An 18,913-nucleotide genomic window follows, 5' to 3' on the forward strand; every position below is an offset into this window, starting at 1 on the left:
AAGCGGTTGAGAGAGACGCCCGGCCTGCCTAGATATCGAGCCAACACGAAGGAGATTTGGCCATGGCCACCAAGCAGATCAGTGACGCGAGCTTTCATCAGGACGTGATCGCGGCCGAGGGGCCCGTTCTCGTCGACTTCTGGGCCGAATGGTGCGGCCCGTGCAAGATGATCGGCCCGTCGCTCGAGGAGATCGCCGAGGAACTTGGCGACAAGGTGACTATCGCCAAGCTCAACATCGAGGAAAATCCCGACGCGCCTGCGAAATATGGCGTGCGCAGCATTCCGACGATGATCCTGTTCAAGAACGGTGCTCCTGCGGCCACCAAGATCGGCGCGGCACCCAAGGGGCAGCTCAAGGGCTGGCTCGAAGGCGAGCTTTAATTCTCCAACATTGACGGGGTTCCGGCCGCAAGCCGGCGCCAGATCTGTACCATATTAGCGCTCCGGGCTTGACCCGGAGCCCATGTCCAAAGCGGCGGAGCGTCGGCCGATATGGGCTCCTGCTTTCGCAGGAGCACTGATGCGGGTTTATCGCACGGTGCTCTATACAGCGTCCATCGCGCGCGCGAGACTAACGAAATCCTCTATCGTCAGCGTTTCGGCGCGACGGGTCGGATCTATCCCTACCGCTTCCATCGCTGCCGGCGCGCCCGGAACAGCTTTCAGGCTCTGGCGCAGCATCTTGCGCCGCTGGCCGAATGCGGCTGCGGTCAGTCGTTCGATCGTGCCGATCGCTACGCCCGCGGGCGCCTCGCCGGGTTCGATATGGACTACCGCCGACATTACCTTGGGGGGCGGGGTGAAGGCCGAACGATGGACGTTCATCGCGAGCCGTGCGGACGATCGCCACTGGCTCAGCACCGCGAGCCTGCCATAGGCCGAGGTATCGGGCCGCGCCACGACGCGCTCGGCCACCTCTTTCTGGAACATCAGCGTCAGCGATTTCCACCAAGGCCGCCAGTCCGTCGTCGCCAGCCAGCGCACGAGAAGAGCGGTGCCGACATTGTAGGGCAGGTTGGCGACGACGTGCGCGCCGGGTACTTCGCGCGCCTCATCTATCTTGAGAGCATCGTCCTCTATCACTCTCAATTGTCCGGGTTGCCATGCGTCGAGCTCGGCCAGCGCCGGGATGCAGCGTCGGTCACGCTCGACCGCGACGACGTTAGCTCCCGCGCGCAGCAGTGCGCGCGTCAGCCCGCCGGGACCGGGACCGACCTCATAGGCTGTCTCGCCCGTCAGATCGCCGGGAATCCGCGCAATCCGGTCGAGCAACTGTTCGTCGAGCAGGAAATTCTGGCCAAGCGCCTTGCTGGCGGCAAGGCCGTGGCGCGCGATCACGTCACGCAACGGTGGAAGCGCGCTCACAAGGTGCAGGCGGCGCGGTGCGCGGCGGCGGCGGCGGCCATGCGGATCGCGGCCACCATCGCGCCCGGTTCTGCAACCCCGGTGCCCGCAATGCCGAACGCGGTTCCATGATCGGGGGAAGTACGGACGAAGGGGAGTCCAAGCGTCATGTTGACCCCCTCGTCAAAATGCAGCGTCTTGAGCGGGATCAGCGCCTGATCGTGATACATGCACATTGCGACATCGTAACTGGCGCGCGCGCGCGGGTGGAACATCGTGTCGGCGGCGAGCGGGCCAACGGCGTCGACGCCGCGCTCGCGCAAGATCTCGATCGCGGGAATGATAAAGTCGATCTCCTCGCTGCCCAGCGCGCCGTTTTCGCCGGCATGCGGGTTGAACCCGGCAAAGGCCAGCCGCGGCGACTTGATGCCGAAATTGCGCGTGATGCCCTTGGCGGTGACGAGGCTCTTGGCCACGATCATCTCGATCGAAAGCGCGTCCGATACGTCTTTCAGCGGCATGTGCGTGGTCAGCGGGACGACCTTCAGGCTTGGCCCCGCAAGCAGCATGATCGCGTTTTCGCGCGCTATTCCGCAGCGTTCCGCCACGAATTCGGTCTGGCCGGGGTGACGAAAACCAACGTCGTAGAGCTGCGATTTGGAGACCGGGCCGGTCACCAGCGCACCGGCCGCGCCTGAACGCGCGAGCCCTGCCGCCATTTCGAGCGAATCGAGCGAACAGCGCGCGCCCTCGGCGTCGGGCTTGCCCGGAATGATCGGGCCGCCATCCTCGAGCTGAATCAGCGGCAGGCCGCCAGCAAACGCGTCGGGTGCTTCGGCCGGGTCGGAAATGCGTGTGACCGGCCCGTCCCACACCGCCGAGATGGAACGCCCGTCACCGACCGCGAAGAACGGCGCAAGTCCGTCCTCGACGCGCCGTTCCCAGGCTTTTGCAGTGATCTCCGGACCGATACCCGCCGGATCCCCCAGCGATACGGCAATGGGGTTCACGCGCGGCCCTCCCTGTTATTGATAATCGACCACCGCATCGCGTCGCAGGTCGCGCAGATAGCGCTGGGCGCGCCGGTTGATCCGCTCGTCCTCGAGTTGCGCCATGATCCGGTCGAACGACGGGCCGTTGGCCGATTCGGGATCGTCGCGGCCGCACAGGACGAGCACGCGCACGCCCTCTTCGAGCGATCCGAATGGCTGCGTCGTCTGGCCGACCTGCAGGTTGAGCAGGATGTCCTGAAGCTGCGGGGGCAGGTCACGCACGCGGACCTGGTCATTGTCGACAATCTCGGCGCTCAGCGAATCGGCGATCGGCTTGGCGGTGCCGCATCCCGTGATCTTCCTGGTTTCCTCGGCAAACTTCGCGACCTGCGGCCCCGCCTGCGTCTGGGTCATGCCCTTGGGGAAGCTGATCGCGAGCTGCTTCAGGCTGAGCACTGCGTCACGCGGATCGGCGGTGAGCACCTGGCGCTCGTCGATCAGCAACAGGATCGAAACGCCGCCGGGAACCGGGATCGGGCCGGCGACCTGGCCGACGCGCATCGTCGGCGCGACCTCGGCAAGGGCATCGGGCAACTGACCCGCACGGATCCAGCCCAGATCGCCGCCGACTGCGGCGGTCGAAGCCTCGGAGAACTGGCGCGCATAGGCCTGGAAGGAACCGCCCTGCTGGAGCTGCTGCAGGATGCGCTGCCCGTTCTGCATCGTTTCCTGCATCGTCTCGGGCGTGCCCGACAGGAAGATCTCACCCAGGCGAAATTCCTTCGCGCCCTTGGATGCGTTGAGCCGGTCTATGATCGACTGCACCTCTTCCTGGCCGACATTGACGAATGGCGTGATCTTGCGGCCGAGCACGCGCTGCCAGGCAAGTTCACCTTCGATCTGGCGCTTGATCGAGCGCGCCGACGAGCCCTGATCGCGCAGATAGGCGTCCATCTGCTGCGGGGTGCGCTTGAAGTTTTGCGCCACCGCGGCATAGCGCTGGTTGACCTCTTCGGGCTTCACCTCGACCTCGGCCGCCTTGGCTTCCTGGATCTGGAGCGTTTCGTCGATCAGGTTGCGCAGCACCTGCAGCCGCAGCCGCTGGCGTTCCTCGTCGCTGACGCGACCCTGATTGGCCAGCAGGACGAGCGCCAGGCGATGATCAACATCGGTTGAGGTGATGATCTCGCCGTTGACGATCGCGGTCGCCTTGTAGACGTTGGGATCGCTCTTGCCGAAAACCGTCATATTTTGAGGCAGGTTCAGCTTGGTTGCAGGAGCGTCCGCAGCATCCCCCACGGTCTGCTGCGCTACGGCGGCGCCGGCGATCAACGCCCCCGCCAGAAACAGGCCGGCACGCATCTTTTTGCCGGAAATTCGTGCCATCATCCTGTGGCTCACTCCAATATCTGATCTTGCGCCGTATATGCTACGCCGCGACTGAACGAAGGCTTACAGGCCCAGTTGCTTGAAAGCTACCCGGAACAGATAGGTGTTCCCTCGTCGCACGTCACCCGTCGACTCATAGTCACGCCGCCAGGTCACGCCAAGCTCGAGGCATTCGTCCTCATAGGCCAGCCCGAGCCGGTGGCGCACGGGTTCATAGCCATCGGCCAGCGACAGCGGATCCTCCTGCTTGTTCGTCAGGTCGATCGTCGCCGACCCGAAAACCGACCAATAGCGTGCGAACGCCACGCGGCCGCCGAGGCGGATTTCCTCGCGGTCGCGCAGATCTTCCAGCGTGTCGTCGACGTCGCGGTTGAGCCGCAGATAGCCGATCATCGCATAGGTCTTGTCGCTGCCGACCGTCGCGTCGATCTCGTTGCGGCGCACCGCCAGGCTGTCCTTGTCGAGGCGGAAACGGTGGGTGAAGCTGACAAATCGCTCGAACTTCACGGTCGTGCGTCCGACAATGTCCGAGGTCCGGTTGGTCAGCCCCGTCCCGTCGGGGAACAGGCTGGGCTTGGCGGTCAGGCGATAGCTTTGGCCGACGATGGTGCTGATGCTGAGCCCCGGGCGCTCAAGCGCCCATTCGAGGCCATAGGTGATGCGCGTTCCGTCCTCATAACGGTCGTAGCCGGGGAAGCGGTTGAGCGCGAAGAGGTTGCTGTCTTCCAGGTCGACTGCGCGCGCATCCTCATTGGGGACGTCGAGATTGCCTGTGACGGGCGAGGCGACGATCTGGACGCGCGGGGTCAGGCGCTGCGTGCCGCCGAAAGCCTCACCGACAAAGGGCCAGCGGACGTCGACGGCGAAAGATGCGATCGAGCGGAAGTTCCAGCCCGGGTCGCCGCGATAGGCAGGCGTTACCGTGCTCAGGATTTCGTCGGTGTGATAGGCGTCGCTGCGCGCATAGGCGGTGAAAGTCACCTCCTGACCAAGCGGGGTCAGCTTGCGCAGGTCCCAGCGCACGCCGGCGAAGGCGCGTTGCGTGTCCTGACCCGAGGTCCGCGTCAGCGCCAGCGTGTTCCCCTGGACCTCGATGGTGCCGCCGAGCAGCGGTTCGCGCGTGCGCTGGCGATAATCGAAAACGGGAAGCGCGATCGGCTGGAGCCCCTGCGGCACGCCCATGCGCAGCGTTTGCACTGCCCAGCCCGCAAGCGACAGATAGCTGTCGCTGTCGATCCGCTCGACATTGACCACCGAGCGCAGCCGGTCGTCGCGTGAAATGTCGTAGCGGCGCAGGAAGGTGTCATCGCTGGTCAGGCGCAGCGATCCGGTGACGCTCCAATAGGGATCGAACTGCAGCTTGCCACTGGCGTCGAGATAGCCGCGAAAATCCTTCTCGCCTGACGTCGTCTCGCCGATCAGGGGCTGGCGGCGGCCATAGGTGCCATAGCCGGTGATCTGGAATGCACCCAGATCGGTCAGCGCACGAAACTGGCCCTGCAGCAGTGGTAGCGCGTCGGTGAAGACGTGCGGCGTGATCGTCATGTCGCGATCGGGCGCGATACGGAAATAATAGGGAACCGCGACCTCGAAGCCATTTTCGCGGTCGTAGCGGATGTCGGGAACGAGCAGCCCGGACCCTGCCTCACTACCCGTCGGATGCGCCAGTCCCGGCAGCGGGATCAGCGGCAGGCCGAACAGCTCCATCCGGGCACCGGTATAGTACACACGCTTGCGGCCTGCATCATAGACGACGCGCTCGGCGGTGATTTTCCAGCTCGGCGCCTTGGGACAGCCATTGTCGTCGACCACCCGGCACGGCGAATAGGCCGCGCGTTCGAGCTGGAAGATGTCTCCGCTCCGCGTGCCCTTCGCCGCAGCCATGCGGCCGCCTTCCTCAAGCACGACGAGAAGATCCTGCACCACGCCGTCGCGCAGCGTGTCGGTGAGCTGCACCGAATCGCCATAGGCGGTGTCGCCGCCCGGATTGACGACCGCGACATTGCCCTCGGCGCGGACCTCGCCGGTCTTGCGGTTCCAGATCACCTTGTCGGCGCGCAGGCGGTTGCCTTCGCGGAACATGCGGACGTCGCCCGATGCGGTCACCATATCGGCGTCGCTGTCATATTCGAGATTGGCGGCGCTGAAGGTGATCTCTTCGTCATGCGCGGGGGCCTGTGCGGCCTCTGGGGGCGGGGGAGGGGGCGACGCGGGTTGCTGCAGATTTTGCGCCAGCGCCGGCCCGCCCGAAAGCAATGCAAGGGGGAGCGTCGCCGAAAGGAAAAGGTGTAAACGCGTCAAACTGAGCCCCACGAAACGGCATCGCCCTGATAGCGCCCGCATATCGCACCGTAATCGCGCCGCTGCAACGGCTGGAGAGTCCGGCTCCCATTCCGGTTTTGCCACGGGCGCTGCTCTGGCCTAGTAAGCCTTCAAACTAGTCCGCTTGCCGAATTGAAAGGTCAGGTTCCCCGATGCGTATCCTCTTTGCCGATGTTCAGCCCCAGGGTGAATTCGCGCTGGCCCTGCCGGTCCGCAAAGGCGTCGAATTCCCCGCAACGCTTCCAGGCCTCGACGCGGGCGCAGTCGCGCTCACCAGGGGTGCGGCGGCGGCAGCGCGGTTCGACGGCGAGATCGCCGCGACGGTCGAGCTGGTTGTTGCGCACGGCGCGCGCACGCGTCGCGTCATACTGTTCGGCGCGGGCGACAAGGCCGATGAGGCGGCCTGGGAACGTGCGGGGGGTGCGCTTGCGGCACGCTTGCTGACCTCGGGCGAAAAGCGCCTGGTCGTCGACCTCTCCTCGGGCGCACCCGGCGCGGAAAAGGTCGCTCGTTTGGCGTTCGGTGCGGTCCTGCGGGGCTGGCGTCATGACGTCTACCGCACGCGTTTGCCCGAAAAGCAGCGTCCGACGCTGGAAGAGATCGTGATCGTCGGCGCCGGCGCGGATGCTGCAAAGGCGTGGGAGCGCTGGTCCGCTCTTGCCGAAGGCGTGATGTTCACGCGTACGCTCGTCACCGAGCCCGCCAACATCATCTACCCCGAGAGCTTCGTCGAACGCTGCCAGCATCTGAAGCAACTGGGCATCGAGATCGAGGTGCTCGACTGGGATGCGATGGAGGAGCTGGGCATGGGTTCGCTGCTCGGCGTTTCGCTGGGCTCTGCGCGTCCGCCGCGTCTGCTGGCGCTGCGCTGGGACGGTACGGGCGGGTCCGAGAAGACGCCCGTCGCCTTTGTCGGCAAGGGCGTCACCTTCGATACCGGCGGCATCTCGATCAAGCCCGCCGCGGGCATGGAAGACATGAAATGGGACATGGGCGGCGCGGCCGCCGTCGCCGGCGCGATGAAGTCGCTCGCGCTGCGCAAGGCGAAGGCGCATGTCATCGGCATTTGCGGGCTCGTCGAGAATATGCCCGGCGGAAAGGCGCAGCGACCGGGCGATGTCGTCACTTCGATGTCGGGCCAGACGATCGAGGTGATCAATACCGATGCCGAAGGGCGACTGGTGCTGTGCGATGCGATGACCTGGGTCCAGCGCAAGTACGCGCCCAAGGTCATGATTGACCTTGCGACGCTGACCGGCGCGATGATCATCTCGCTCGGCAACGAGCATGGCGGCATGTTCTCGAACGACGACGGCCTTGCTGACCAGCTCCTCGCGGCGGGCAAGGGCTCAGGCGACCCGCTTTGGCGCTTCCCGCTGTCCGACGCTTATAACAAGCTGATCGACTCGCCGATTGCCGACATGAAGAATGTCGGCCCCCGCGGCGCCGGCTCGATCACTGCGGCGCAGTTCCTCCAGCGCTTCGTCGACGACGGCGTCAAATGGGCGCATCTCGACATCGCGGGCATGGTGTGGGCCGACAAGGCCGGGCCGGTGTGGGACAAGGGCGCGACCGGATACGGCGTCCGCTTGCTCGACCGCTTCATCGCCGAGAATTTCGAGAAGTAGGCGCGCGATTCTTTATTTTGCGTCACCCCAGCGAAAGCTGGGGTCCAGACGATGTTTACGCCAGTGCGAGTGACGGGATCGCTTGGATGCCAGCCTTCGCTGGCATGACGGCTAAGGGCGGATGATGCAGGTCGATTTCTACCAGCTTGAGGCGCGCCCGGTGGAGCAGGTGCTGCCGCGTATCGCGGAACGCCTGTTCGAATCGGGCGCGCGTCTGCTCGTCGTCGCCGATGAGGAGAACGTGCTCGAACGGCTCGACGCAGCGCTATGGGCGTATCGCGACGACGCTTTCCTGCCGCACGCCATCGCCGGGCGCGATGCCGACGCCGCGCAGCCGGTGCTGCTGTCGAAGCTGACCGATGCCACTAACGGCGCGCGCAATATTGCTCTGGCGGACGGGCTCTGGCGTGACGAGGCGCTTGAGTTCGATCGCACCTTCTTTCTGTTCGACGGTGAAACCGTCGACGGCGCGCGCGCCGCATGGCGTGCGTTGGGCGGCCGGGAAGGGCTCGAACGCCGTTTCTGGAAGCAGGACGAGCGCGGCAAATGGAGCCAGGTCGCCTGAAGCCCACGCGCAACAATCTTGCGGCGCAGCAAAAGCACAGCTAAGGCGCGCGGGAATTTTCCCGACACTCAATCCAATGGAGATGAACGGCTATGGCCGCCAATCGCACTTTCTCGATCATCAAGCCCGATGCCACCCGCCGCAACCTGACCGGCGCGGTCACCAGGATGCTTGAAGAGGCCGGCCTGCGCGTCGTCGCCTCGAAGCGCATCCAGATGACCAAAGAGCAGGCCGAGGGCTTCTACGCGGTCCACAGCGAGCGTCCCTTCTTCAACGATCTGGTCAGCTTCATGATCTCGGGCCCCGTCGTCGTGCAGGTGCTCGAGGGCGAGAACGCCGTGCAGCGCAACCGCGACATCATGGGCGCCACCAACCCCGAAAACGCCGATGCGGGCACGATCCGCAAGGAACTCGCCGAATCGATCGAGGCGAACTCGGTCCACGGTTCGGACAGCGACGAGAACGCGGCGATCGAGATCGCCTATTTCTTCAAGCCCGAAGAGATCGTCGGCTAACGCAGAGCGCGTTAAATCTGACGCACATCAGTGCTCCGGGCTTGACCCGGAGCCCATGTCGAAAGCGCTTGTGCGCCCGGACAAATGGACTCCTGCTTTCGCAGGAGTACGGGTGCGGATTTAGGGCAGTCGGCTGATCGACTTCAGAACGGCCCGGCAGCAATGCCGGGCCGTTCTTCCATGCGCCGCCCGATGCGGATAAGGGCTGCGCCATGTCCGACACCATTTCCATCCGCCTCTGCGGTGCCGAAGACGCCGCTGCGCTGTCGCTCATCGGCAGCGCCACCTTTCTCGAGACCTTCGCCGATTCAATCGAAGGTCCCGACATCATCGCCCATTGCCGCGGGCCGCATGGCGCCGCGACCTATGCGAAATATCTCGCCGATCCCGAGAGCCGCTGCTGGCTCGCGGAAGTCGCGGATACCGGCTCCCCAATCGGCTATCAGTTGCTCACCGCGCCCGACCTGCCGATTGAGATTCGGCCCGGCGATATCGAGCTCAAGCGCATCTACATCTTCTCCAACTATCACGGCGGCGGGCTTGCCCGGCGGCTGATGGAAACCGCGATCAAGGAAGCGCGGGCGATGGGCCGCAAGCGGCTGCTGCTCGGCGTCTATGCCGAAAACCCGCGCGCGATCGCCTTCTACACCAAGATGGGCTTCGAGGTCGTGGGTGACCGCTGGTTCACCGTCGGCAGCCGCGACTTCTACGACAAGGTCATGGCGCGGGCGCTTTAGGCTGGGGGCGTAAATTTCGGCGTCCGCTCGCGACGACATTGCGAACATTCCATATCCATGGTCAAACTCGATTCATGGACCAATTGGCACGTCGATTTGGAACGATCTTCCCTTGGCTCCTTGTATATTTATGGTCCATCCCGTTGGCGTTGCTCCTGAGCGATGTGCTGAACTGGCAATATGACGGCGATCTTGGTTGGTGGGTGGTGATAGCCTACACCGCACCGGTCCTTTTTCTAGCCGAACCATTCGGCAACACCATCCCACTAAACGTCTTGGCTATCGGATACTTGCTGGCACTGTGCGTAGTGTCTTGGTTGTTCGTGCGTTCTAGAGTTTAACGATCGCATAAGGCGAACGACCGCTTTCTTCGACAAATTGGTCAGTGGAGCGGCGGGCAGTTGATTCCGGACCGTCCGGACACGCCCGCAAAGGAGATGCTTCCTTTGTCGTCACCCCGGGCTTGACCCGGGGTCCCGCTTTTTGGGTCAGACCAGTAAGGCGAACATATCCTGCCAGTCGGGATTGCCGCGTTCGATCAGGTCGAACTTCCATTGGCGATGCCAACGCTTGAGACGTTTTTCGTGCGCGATGCAATCGGCGATATCGTTGCCGCGTTCGGCCCAGACGAGCCGGCTCAGCCCATAGCGTGCGCAAAAGTCCGAACCATCGCCGCTCCGATGCTGGTAAATACGCGCCGCGAGATGCGCCGTGACGCCGACATACATCGTGCCGCGATAGCGATCGGCCATGATATAGACCCAGCCGCCTTGTCTCGCGCGCTCCATCACCGATGGATGTGAAAAGCGGGACCCCGGGTCAAGCCCGGGGTGACGAGGTCGCGAAACGTCCGCTTCCGTCGCGTGTCAGAACAACATAGCCAGCTTCTTCGGCGCCACCATCCGCCAGCTTGCGGCCAGCTTTTCCTCGACGCGCTCCCAGTCGACGTCGTCGCCGTCGAGGCGGATGCCGATCCAGCCCGAGGGGCCGAGATAGGGCGGCTTGTAATAGATATCGGGATCGGCCTCGATCAGCATCATCTGCTCCTCGGGGCCGCCGGTTTTCACGAGCACCGAGGTGATGCCGTCGCCATGATGGTCATGGCTGAAATAGGCGAAGAACTTGCCGCCCTCGATCAGGAAGCCCGGCGAACCGTGAGAGCTTTTCTCGGTGGTTTTGGGCAGCGCCAGCGCGCGTTCGCGCACTTGATCGAGGAGCCAGTCGGGGCTGGTCTCGCGGCTCACCAGCTCGGCGAGCACGCGGGGATAGAGCTGATGCTCGGCGATCAGGATACGCGCTGCGAGCGTCTCGGGCGTGTCGCCGGGCAGGATCGCGACCTCGGTCTGGCCCAGCACGGGGCCGTCGTCGAGCTCGGCGGTGACGATATGGACCGAGCAGCCGCCGACCGTGTCGCCGGCGTCGAGCGCGCGCTCGTGCGTGTCGAGACCCTTGTATTTGGGGAGCAGGGAAGGGTGGATATTGACCATCCGCCCCGCCCAGCCATCGACAAACCCGGGCGAGAGCAGGCGCATATAACCCGCGAGCGCGACATAGTGCGCGCCAGCCTTCCGTAGCTCGGCGTCGATGATCGCGTCGAATTCCTCGCGCTTCAGCCCCTTGTGGCTCTGCCCGAAAGTCGCGACGCCCTCGGCCGCGGCAAGCTTGAGCCCCGCCGCATCGGGGTCGTTGGCCGCGACGAGCACGATCTCATAGGGGCAGTCGGACCGCTTCGACGCATAGAGCAGCGCCGCCATGTTCGACCCGCGTCCGGAAATCAGGACGCCGACCTTCGCCTTGGTCATGACCGTTGCTCCAAGTACCCCGGCGAAAGCCGGGGTCCAGCATGACGAGCCCGATGCGTGCGACTCCTGGACCCCGGCCTTTGCCGGGGTACTTGATGGATGTCAGCCATTATGCGTTGCCGACCATGCGTCGCGCGCGCTCCAGGTTTCGGCATCGCCCGTCACGGTGCAGCCCTTTTCGCCGGCCTCGATGCGGCCGATGCGGAACACCGTCTCGCCCGCGGCTTCGAGCGCCTGCGTCACCCCGGCCGCATCGCCTTCGTCGACCACCAGCGCCATGCCGATGCCGCAGTTGAAGGTGCGCGCCATTTCCTCGGGTTCGATATTGCCCTGCGCCTGCAGGAACGCCATCAGCCGCGGCTGCGGCCAGAGGCTGGCGTCGACATTTGCGTGGAGGCCGTCGGGAAGCACGCGCGGGATATTCTCGAGCAGCCCGCCGCCCGTGATGTGTGCCAGCGCCTTGATCTTCCCCGACCGGATCTCGGGGAGCAGCGACTTCACATAAATTCGCGTCGGCGCCATCAGCGCGTCGATCAGCTTCACTTCCTGATCGAACAGCGCGGGGCGATCGAGCTTCCAGCCCTTGTCCGCGGCGAGGCGGCGGACGAGCGAGAAGCCGTTCGAATGCACGCCCGAGGAGGCGAGGCCGAGAATCACCTGTCCTGCCGCGACGCGATTTCCGGTGAGCGCCTGTTCGCGCTCGACCGCGCCGACGCAGAAGCCCGCCAGATCATAGTCGCCATCGGCATACATGCCCGGCATTTCAGCGGTTTCGCCGCCGATCAGCGCACAGCCCGCCTGACGGCAACCCTCGGCAATCGAGGCGATGACGCGCTCGGCCACGCCCGATTCGAGCTTCCCCGTTGCGTAATAGTCGAGGAAGAACAGCGGTTCGGCGCCCTGCACGATCAGATCGTTGGCGCACATCGCGACGAGGTCGATTCCCACGCCGTCATGATGGTCATGGTCGATCGCGAGCTTGAGCTTGGTGCCGACGCCGTCATTGGCGGCGACCAGCAGCGGATCGTTGTAACCAGCGGCCTTCAGGTCGAAAAATCCGCCAAAGCCGCCGAGTTCGGCGTCGGCGCCCGGCCGGCGCGTGGCCTTGGCGAGCGGCGCGATGGCCTTGACGAGCGCGTTGCCCGCGGCGATCGAGACGCCAGCCTTGGCATAGCTGTAGGATTCGGTTTGACTGTCTTTTGAGCTCATATGACGCGCCTACTCATATCGGGCTTGGATTTCCACGCCCAACTCGCCAAAAGAGCGCCGTGACCCTCGCCAAACGTCTTTTCCGTCCGCTTCCCGTCCTGTCCGCGCTCCTTTTGGTGGGTGGCGCGAGCGTCGCCGTGCTTGCGCAGATCGAGGGCAGCGACCGCGGCGTGGTCCCGATCGACACCTCGGGAAGCCTCGAGGTGACAGGGGTCAAGGTCGACGTCTACGGCAAAACCGCCGACGCTGCACGCTATGGCGGATGGCGGCTTGCGCAGCGCAAGGCGTGGAAGGCGCTGTGGACCAAGCATCACCCGGGTAGTAGCGCTCCGGGCCTGCCGGACAGCACGCTCGATTCGATCGTCGGCGGCATCGTCGTCGAGGACGAGCAGATCGGCCCCAACCGCTACGTAGCGCGCCTCGGCGTGCTTTTCGACCGCGCGCGCGCCGGCCAGATCCTCGGCGTCGGCGGCGTGGCGACGCGTTCTGCGCCCTATCTCATCATTCCCGTCCAGTGGTCGGGCGGACGACCCGAGAGCTTCGAGCACCGCACCGAATGGCAGCAGGCCTGGGCGCGCTTCCGCACGGGATCGAGCCCGATCGACTATGTCCGTCCCAGCGGCACGGGCTCCGACCCGCTGCTCCTCAACGCAGCCCAGGCCGAACGGCGCAACCGCGTCTGGTGGCGCGTGATTCTCGACCAGTTCGGCGCCGCCGACGTCCTCATCCCCAAGGTCCGGCTTGAGCGGCTTTATCCCGGCGGTCCCGTGACCGGTCATTTCACCGCGGGCTACGGCCCCGACAGCAAAATCCTGACGCAGTTCTCCTTGCGCGTGCGCAATGCCGGCGCGCTCGGCCAGATGCTCGACGAAGGCGTGCGCCGGATCGACGCCGCCTATTCACTCGCGTTGAACGATGGCCGTCTCCGGCCCGATCCGTCGTTGATCATCGAGGAGCCGGTCGATCCCGACGCGCTCGAAGACGTGCTCGAAATTCCGCTGGAGAGCGCGGACGCGCTCAGCAATGCCACGGCGGCGGCGAGCAGCACCATCACGATCCAGTTCGACACGCCCGATGCGGGCGCGCTCTCGCGCGGCGAATCGGCAATCCGGTCGGTGCCGGGGATCAGCGGGGCAACCACCACCAGCCTCGCGATCGGCGGCGTCTCGGTGATGCGCGTCAGCTATGCCGGCGACATTGCGACGCTGCGCGCATCGCTCGCAGCGCGTGGCTGGCAGGTGCAGGAAGGGGCGGGCGTGCTGCGCATCCGTCGCGGCGGCGCACAGCCGACGCCGCCCCCCGCGCAACCCGCCAATGGCAACGTCTCAGGCGGCTGATCCGCGCATGAGTCAGATCGCGCTGCCACTCGACTGGCCCGCGGACGAAACCGATGCGGACTTCATCGTCAGCCCGTGCAACGCGGTGGCGGTGCGCCATCTGGAGCATGTCGGCACCTGGCCCGTCTGGGCGACATTGCTCGTGGGCCCGCGCAAGTCGGGACGCAGCCTGCTCGGCCGCATCTTCGCGCTCAAATCGCACGGAACGCTGATCGACAATGCCGAAGAGCAGGGCGAAGACCGCATCTTCCACGCGTGGAACATGGCGCAGGAGGCGCGCCGCCCGCTGCTGATCATCGCCGATCGCGCGCCGCCCGAATGGAAGCCGCGGCTGGCCGACCTTCGCTCGCGCCTTGCGGCCACACCGCTGGTTCGCATCGATCAGCCCGACGACGCATTGATCGACGCGCTCATCGAAAGGCTCCTGGCCCAGCGCGGCATCCTGACTCGCCCCGATTTCCGTGCCTATGCCACCGCGCGGATTGAGCGCAGCTATATCGCGGTAATGCGCTTCGTGGACATGGTCGATCATCTCGCGCTCGAAAAACGCGGCACGAAGATCGCGATTCCGCTGGCAAAACGGGTTCTTGCCGAGATGGGTGTAATCGACGAGTCACCAGTTTTGTTCTAAAAGAGTGGGATGAGTAGCAAGCCAGCACCCATTGCTTTCGGCAATGACGACGACGCCGAAAGCGTCACCATCGCCAGAACACGCTATTTCAACCGGGAACTGAGCTGGCTCGCCTTCAACCGCCGCGTGCTCGAAGAAGCCAGCAACCGCGCGCATCCGCTGCTCGAACGGCTGCGCTTTCTCTCGATCTCGGGGAACAATCTCGACGAATTCTTCATGGTCCGTGTCGCAGGCCTCAAGGGCCAGCAGCTTCAGGATGTCGAGCAGCGATCGGCCGATGGGATGACGGTGAGCCAGCAGCTCGCTGCGATCGCGGATCAGGCGGACCGGCTGATGGGCGACCAGCAGCGCATCTGGATCGAGATCAGGCGTGAACTCCACGTTGCTGGCATCCACGTGCTCGGGGTCGGCGATATCGAAGGCACTACGGCCGAATGGGCCGAAACGCATTTCCGCGAGCAGATCTTCCCGATTCTGACCCCGCAGGCGCTTGATCCCGCGCACCCGTTCCCCTTCATTCCGAACAAGGGGCTGAGCGTCGTCTTCGACCTCAAGCGGCAGTCCGATGGCGAGCCGATTCGCGAATTGCTGATGGTTCCCTCCACCCTTCCGCGCTTTGTGCGCATTCCGGGCAAGGAAGCCGCTTGCTACATCTCGATGGAAACGATGCTGCGGCGGTTTTCGGGACTGCTCTTTCCCGGCTATGACGTCATCGGATCGGGCGCATTCAGGATCATCCGCGACAGCGATATCGAAATCGAGGAAGAGGCCGAGGATCTGGTCCGATACTTCCGCAGCGCGATCAAGCGCCGTCGCCGAGGCCGCGTTATCCGGCTCAAGCTCGAAAACGGAATGACGCTCGATGTCGAGAATCTGGTCAAGGACGAACTTGGCGGCGAGGATGCGCTGATCACCGAAACCGTCGGATTCCTCGGCATTGGCGAGCTCGAGCAGCTTGTCGACGAGGATCGTCCCGATCTGAAGTTCACGCCCTATTCGCCGCGCTTTCCCGAGCGCATCCGCGAGCATGGCGGCGATTGCTTCGCTGCGATCCGGACCAAGGACATAGTCGTCCATCACCCCTATGAGACCTTCGACGTCGTGCTCGCATTCCTCAATCAGGCCGCGGCGGATCCCGATGTCGTCGCGATCAAGCAGACGCTTTACCGTGCGGGCAAGCAGTCGGCGGTCATCCGTGCGCTGATCGATGCTGCGGAGGCGGGCAAGTCGGTCACAGCGGTGGTCGAACTCAAGGCGCGTTTCGACGAGGAGCAGAACCTGCTCTGGGCCTCCGCGCTTGAACGTGCGGGCGTTCAGGTCGTCTACGGCTTCATCGACTGGAAGACGCACGCCAAGATCTCGATGGTCGTGCGCCGCGAAGGCAGCGCCTTTCGCACCTATTGCCACTTCGGCACGGGCAATTACCACCCGATCACAGCGCGCATCTATACCGATCTCAGCTTCTTCACCGCCGATCCGCGCCTCGGCCGCGATGCCGCGCAGATCTTCAATTACATCACCGGCTATGTCGATCCGAGCCTTGAGGTGGTGACGATGAGCCCCAAGAATCTCCGTCCGCGGCTCTGCGAACTGATCGACGGTGAAATCGCCAATGCCCGCAGTGGAAAGCCGGGCGCGATCTGGGCGAAGATGAACTCGCTCGTCGATCCCGACATCATCGAAAAGCTCTATGAGGCGAGCGGCGCGGGCGTGGAGATCGACCTGATCATCCGCGGCATCTGCTGCCTGCGCCCCGGCGTTCCCGGCATGTCGGACAATATCCGCGTGAAGTCGGTCGTCGGCCGCTTCCTCGAGCACAGCCGGATCTGGGCGTTCGGCAACGGCAAGGAACTGCCCAATGACGGCGCGCTGGTCTTCATCTCGTCGGCCGACTGGATGCCGCGCAACTTCGATCGCCGCGTCGAATATATGCTGAAGATCGAGAACAAGACCGTCCACGATCAGGTGCTTGATCAGGTGATGCTCGCCAATCTGCTCGACAATGAGCAGAGCTGGGAACTCGATGCCGACGGCGAATATCATCGCGTGGAGCCGGGCGAGCGGCCTTTCAACCTGCACCGCTATTTCATGACCAACCCCTCGCTGTCGGGGCGCGGAGCTTCGCTGCGCAACAGCGATGCCGTGCCCAAATTGAGCCTCAGGCGACGGACCTGACAAATAGTCCGCTCATCCTGAGGAGCCGTTGAGCCCTTCGACGCCGCTGGCGGAGTCGCTCAGGATAAACTTCGCCCATGGCGAAGTCGAAACGGCATCTCGAAGGACGGAAGAATTTGGTCCTTCGAGACAAGGCTTCGCCAAGCTCAGCCTTTCCTCAGGATGAGCGGTTCCATGTGAGACTATACTGGACTAGGGAAGGGCGCATGGCCTCCGTCTCGCCAATCGCGCGTACGCGCGCACTGTCCCGTGCCGAGCAGAGCGGACGCCGCGCGATCATCGACATCGGCTCCAATTCGATCCGCCTTGTGGTCTTCGACGGGCCCGAGCGGCTGCCCGCGATCCTGTTCAACGAAAAGGTGATGGCCGGCCTCGGGCGCAACCTTTCACGCGACGGATTGATCGACGCCGCGTCGGTCGAGACGAGCGTCCGTGCGCTGCGCCGTTTCCGCCAGCTCGCGCTCGAAATGGGCGTCTCCAGCATGCGCACCGTCGCTACTGCCGCGGTGCGTGAGGCGAGGAATGCGTCCGAATTGCTCGCGCGCATCGCCGAACTCGGGATCGAGACCGAGCTGCTTTCGGGGCAGCAGGAGGCCGAGGCCGCGGGGCTCGGCGTGATCTCGGCCATCCCCGACGCAGACGGCATCGTCGGCGATCTCGGGGGTGGTAGTCTGGAGCTGATCCGCGTGCGCGACGGGGAGACGCTGGGCTCGGTCTCGCTGCCACTCGGCGTGCTGCGGCTCGCCGCAATCCGGCAAAAGGGCAAGAGCGCGCTCAAGGCGACGCTCGCCAAGATGCTCAAGAAACAGGGCTGGCTCAGTGAGGCGAAGGGGCTGCCCTTCTACATGGTTGGCGGGTCATGGCGTGCGCTCGCGCGGCTCGACATGCATCTCGCCGATTATCCGCTGCCCATTATCCATCAATATCGGATGGAGCCCGACCGGGCGCAGCACCTTGTCCGCTCGCTGGCCAAGGTCGATCGCAAGAAGCTGCAGGCGTTGCCCACGCTCAGCGCCTCGCGCATTCCGACGCTGGGCAACGCCGGCATCCTGCTCTCGGCGCTTGTGCGCGAGCTGGACAGCAATGAGCTGATCGTCTCGGCCGCGGGCTTGCGCGAAGGACTGTTGTTTCAGATGCTGGACGCCGAGCAGCGTCGCGCCGACCCGCTGATCGTCGCCGCCCGCGCCGAGGGCGTGCGCGAAGGCCGTTTTCCTGAACATGGCGACCTGCTCGAAACCTGGATCGCGCCGCTCTTTGCCGATGAAACGCCCGAGTCGGCGCGGCTGCGTCACGCCGCCTGTCTGCTCGCCGACGTCGCCTGGCGCGCCAACCCCGAATTCCGCGCCGAACGCGGACTCGAAACCGCGCTGCACGGCAATTGGGTCGGGATCGACGCCACCGGTCGCGCGATGATTGGCCAGGCGCTGGCGACAAGCTTCGGCGTTGGCGCGACGCCGCTGCAGCAACTCGCCCCGCTCGCCTCGCAGGACGCGCTCTATGAGGCGGTGATCTGGGGTCTTGCGATGCGGCTGGGCCAACGCTTCAGCGGCGGCGTCGCTGCACCCTTGCTCGCCAGTTCGATCGGGATTGAAGGCAATGCGCTCGAACTCGCGATCGATCGCAGCGAAACGAGCCTCTATGGCGAGGCGGTCGAGCGCCGCCACCGTCAGCTCGCCAATGCGCTCGGCATTTCCTATCGCATGGTCCTGAAGGACTGAGCGCGACGGGCCTTGCCCCATCCATTGCCGTCATTCCAGAAGCCGATTTTCTCCAAATCTCTGATTTGGTTAGAAAATCGAGCTATGTGGAATCCATGAACACCGAGCTCAACGGCACAGTCGCCGTGTTCATGGATTCCGGGTTCCAAGTCGAACCAGCGAAAAACCTCCGGTTTTTCGGGTTCGGCTAGGCCCCGGAATGACGGCGATTGGGCAATCGTTCACGCGCATAGACGCATCAACCGCAGCTAATCTGCGTCACCTTCTGATCGTCGTCATAGACGATCGTCAGCCGGTCGGTGCGATAGTCCATCGTCATCGCCGAACGCGGCGGCCCCCAGCGCAGCGTGCGTGCGCCGCTCGCCTTGAGTGCGGTGGCGCCAAGCTCTGCAGACACGGTCTGACCCACGAACTGCTGAAGCGCATCGCCCTTGCATGCAGCGGGCACTTCACCCACCTCACCGCCGCCGCCGTTGTCGCCGCCACTGGCGGTGGTCGTCGCGCAGCCGGCGAGCAGGGCGGGCAGGATCATCAGGGGCAGGCGCAT

17 protein-coding genes are annotated in these 18,913 nt (G+C 64.6%); 9 read left to right on the plus strand and 8 right to left on the minus strand.

Annotated features, from left to right (window positions below; all coding sequences use genetic code 11):
* The first annotated feature begins 62 nt into the window (after positions 1–62).
* Positions 63–383 carry a thioredoxin TrxA gene (gene trxA, locus D3876_RS13005; protein ID WP_119762796.1) on the plus strand — a complete coding sequence of 107 codons (321 nt, stop codon included), beginning with the start codon at positions 63–65 and terminating at the stop codon, positions 381–383.
* A gap of 162 nt (positions 384–545) precedes the next feature.
* Here trxA and rsmA read toward each other — a convergent pair whose 3' ends face one another.
* The 4 genes from rsmA to D3876_RS13025 all read right to left on the minus strand — a co-directional run bounded on the left by rsmA (position 546) and on the right by D3876_RS13025 (position 6,070).
* Complete coding sequence (gene rsmA / locus D3876_RS13010) at positions 546–1,349, minus strand: 16S rRNA (adenine(1518)-N(6)/adenine(1519)-N(6))-dimethyltransferase RsmA (protein WP_238475354.1); 804 nt, start codon at positions 1,347–1,349, stop codon at positions 546–548.
* A 14-nt stretch (positions 1,350–1,363) separates the two neighbouring features.
* On the minus strand, positions 1,364–2,356 hold the full coding sequence (gene pdxA / locus D3876_RS13015) for a 4-hydroxythreonine-4-phosphate dehydrogenase PdxA (RefSeq protein ID WP_119762800.1): 993 nt from the start codon (positions 2,354–2,356) through the stop codon (positions 1,364–1,366).
* 15 nt (positions 2,357–2,371) lie between these two features.
* Complete coding sequence (locus tag D3876_RS13020) at positions 2,372–3,724, minus strand: peptidylprolyl isomerase (RefSeq protein ID WP_238475355.1); 1,353 nt, start codon at positions 3,722–3,724, stop codon at positions 2,372–2,374.
* Between the two features lie 66 nt (positions 3,725–3,790).
* A complete protein-coding gene (locus tag D3876_RS13025) occupies positions 3,791–6,070 on the minus strand; it encodes an LPS-assembly protein LptD (RefSeq protein WP_119762804.1) in 2,280 nt (759 codons plus the stop codon).
* A gap of 131 nt (positions 6,071–6,201) precedes the next feature.
* On the opposite strand from D3876_RS13025, the gene D3876_RS13030 reads away from it, so the two are divergent.
* The 4 genes from D3876_RS13030 (at position 6,202) to D3876_RS13045 (ending at position 9,494) form a co-directional block, all read left to right on the plus strand.
* Positions 6,202–7,677, plus strand: a complete 1,476-nt coding sequence (locus tag D3876_RS13030; protein ID WP_119762806.1) for a leucyl aminopeptidase — start codon at positions 6,202–6,204, stop codon at positions 7,675–7,677.
* A 124-nt stretch (positions 7,678–7,801) separates the two neighbouring features.
* Positions 7,802–8,242 (plus strand): DNA polymerase III subunit chi, encoded by a 441-nt coding sequence (locus tag D3876_RS13035; RefSeq protein ID WP_119763846.1) that lies wholly within the window; start codon positions 7,802–7,804, stop codon positions 8,240–8,242.
* 92 nt (positions 8,243–8,334) lie between these two features.
* Positions 8,335–8,757: a nucleoside-diphosphate kinase gene (ndk, locus tag D3876_RS13040; protein WP_119762808.1), complete on the plus strand. Its 423-nt coding sequence runs from the start codon at positions 8,335–8,337 to the stop codon at positions 8,755–8,757.
* 212 nt (positions 8,758–8,969) lie between these two features.
* Positions 8,970–9,494: a GNAT family N-acetyltransferase gene (locus tag D3876_RS13045; RefSeq protein WP_119762810.1), complete on the plus strand. Its 525-nt coding sequence runs from the start codon at positions 8,970–8,972 to the stop codon at positions 9,492–9,494.
* Between the two features lie 488 nt (positions 9,495–9,982).
* Here the strand turns inward: D3876_RS13045 and D3876_RS13055 are convergent, their stop codons facing one another.
* The 3 genes from D3876_RS13055 to purM all read right to left on the minus strand — a co-directional run bounded on the left by D3876_RS13055 (position 9,983) and on the right by purM (position 12,505).
* Entirely contained in the window at positions 9,983–10,282 is a 300-nt protein-coding gene (locus tag D3876_RS13055; protein WP_119762814.1) for a GIY-YIG nuclease family protein, read from the minus strand.
* A gap of 78 nt (positions 10,283–10,360) precedes the next feature.
* The gene (gene purN, locus D3876_RS13060) at positions 10,361–11,296 is read right to left on the minus strand and encodes a phosphoribosylglycinamide formyltransferase (protein ID WP_119762816.1); all 936 of its coding nucleotides are present in this window, start codon (positions 11,294–11,296) and stop codon (positions 10,361–10,363) included.
* Positions 11,297–11,398: 102 nt separating this feature from the next.
* Complete coding sequence (purM, locus tag D3876_RS13065; RefSeq protein WP_119762818.1) at positions 11,399–12,505, minus strand: phosphoribosylformylglycinamidine cyclo-ligase; 1,107 nt, start codon at positions 12,503–12,505, stop codon at positions 11,399–11,401.
* A 59-nt stretch (positions 12,506–12,564) separates the two neighbouring features.
* On the opposite strand from purM, the gene D3876_RS13070 reads away from it, so the two are divergent.
* The 4 genes from D3876_RS13070 to D3876_RS13085 all read left to right on the plus strand — a co-directional run bounded on the left by D3876_RS13070 (position 12,565) and on the right by D3876_RS13085 (position 18,366).
* On the plus strand, positions 12,565–13,842 hold the full coding sequence (locus D3876_RS13070; protein ID WP_182912006.1) for a heavy-metal-associated domain-containing protein: 1,278 nt from the start codon (positions 12,565–12,567) through the stop codon (positions 13,840–13,842).
* A complete protein-coding gene (locus D3876_RS13075; protein WP_238475357.1) occupies positions 13,820–14,473 on the plus strand; it encodes a P-loop NTPase family protein in 654 nt (217 codons plus the stop codon). Before D3876_RS13070 ends, D3876_RS13075 begins: the two co-directional genes overlap by 23 nt.
* A 9-nt stretch (positions 14,474–14,482) precedes the next feature.
* The gene (locus tag D3876_RS13080; protein WP_119762822.1) at positions 14,483–16,648 is read left to right on the plus strand and encodes an RNA degradosome polyphosphate kinase; all 2,166 of its coding nucleotides are present in this window, start codon (positions 14,483–14,485) and stop codon (positions 16,646–16,648) included.
* A gap of 206 nt (positions 16,649–16,854) precedes the next feature.
* The gene (locus D3876_RS13085; RefSeq protein ID WP_119762824.1) at positions 16,855–18,366 is read left to right on the plus strand and encodes a Ppx/GppA family phosphatase; all 1,512 of its coding nucleotides are present in this window, start codon (positions 16,855–16,857) and stop codon (positions 18,364–18,366) included.
* A 238-nt stretch (positions 18,367–18,604) separates the two neighbouring features.
* On the opposite strand, the gene D3876_RS13090 is transcribed toward D3876_RS13085, so the two are convergent.
* Positions 18,605–18,913 carry an I78 family peptidase inhibitor gene (locus D3876_RS13090; protein WP_119762826.1) on the minus strand — a complete coding sequence of 103 codons (309 nt, stop codon included), beginning with the start codon at positions 18,911–18,913 and terminating at the stop codon, positions 18,605–18,607.

Origin of the sequence: Sphingomonas cavernae, from assembly GCF_003590775.1 — a bacterium.
GTDB lineage: Bacteria > Pseudomonadota > Alphaproteobacteria > Sphingomonadales > Sphingomonadaceae > Sphingobium_A > Sphingobium_A cavernae.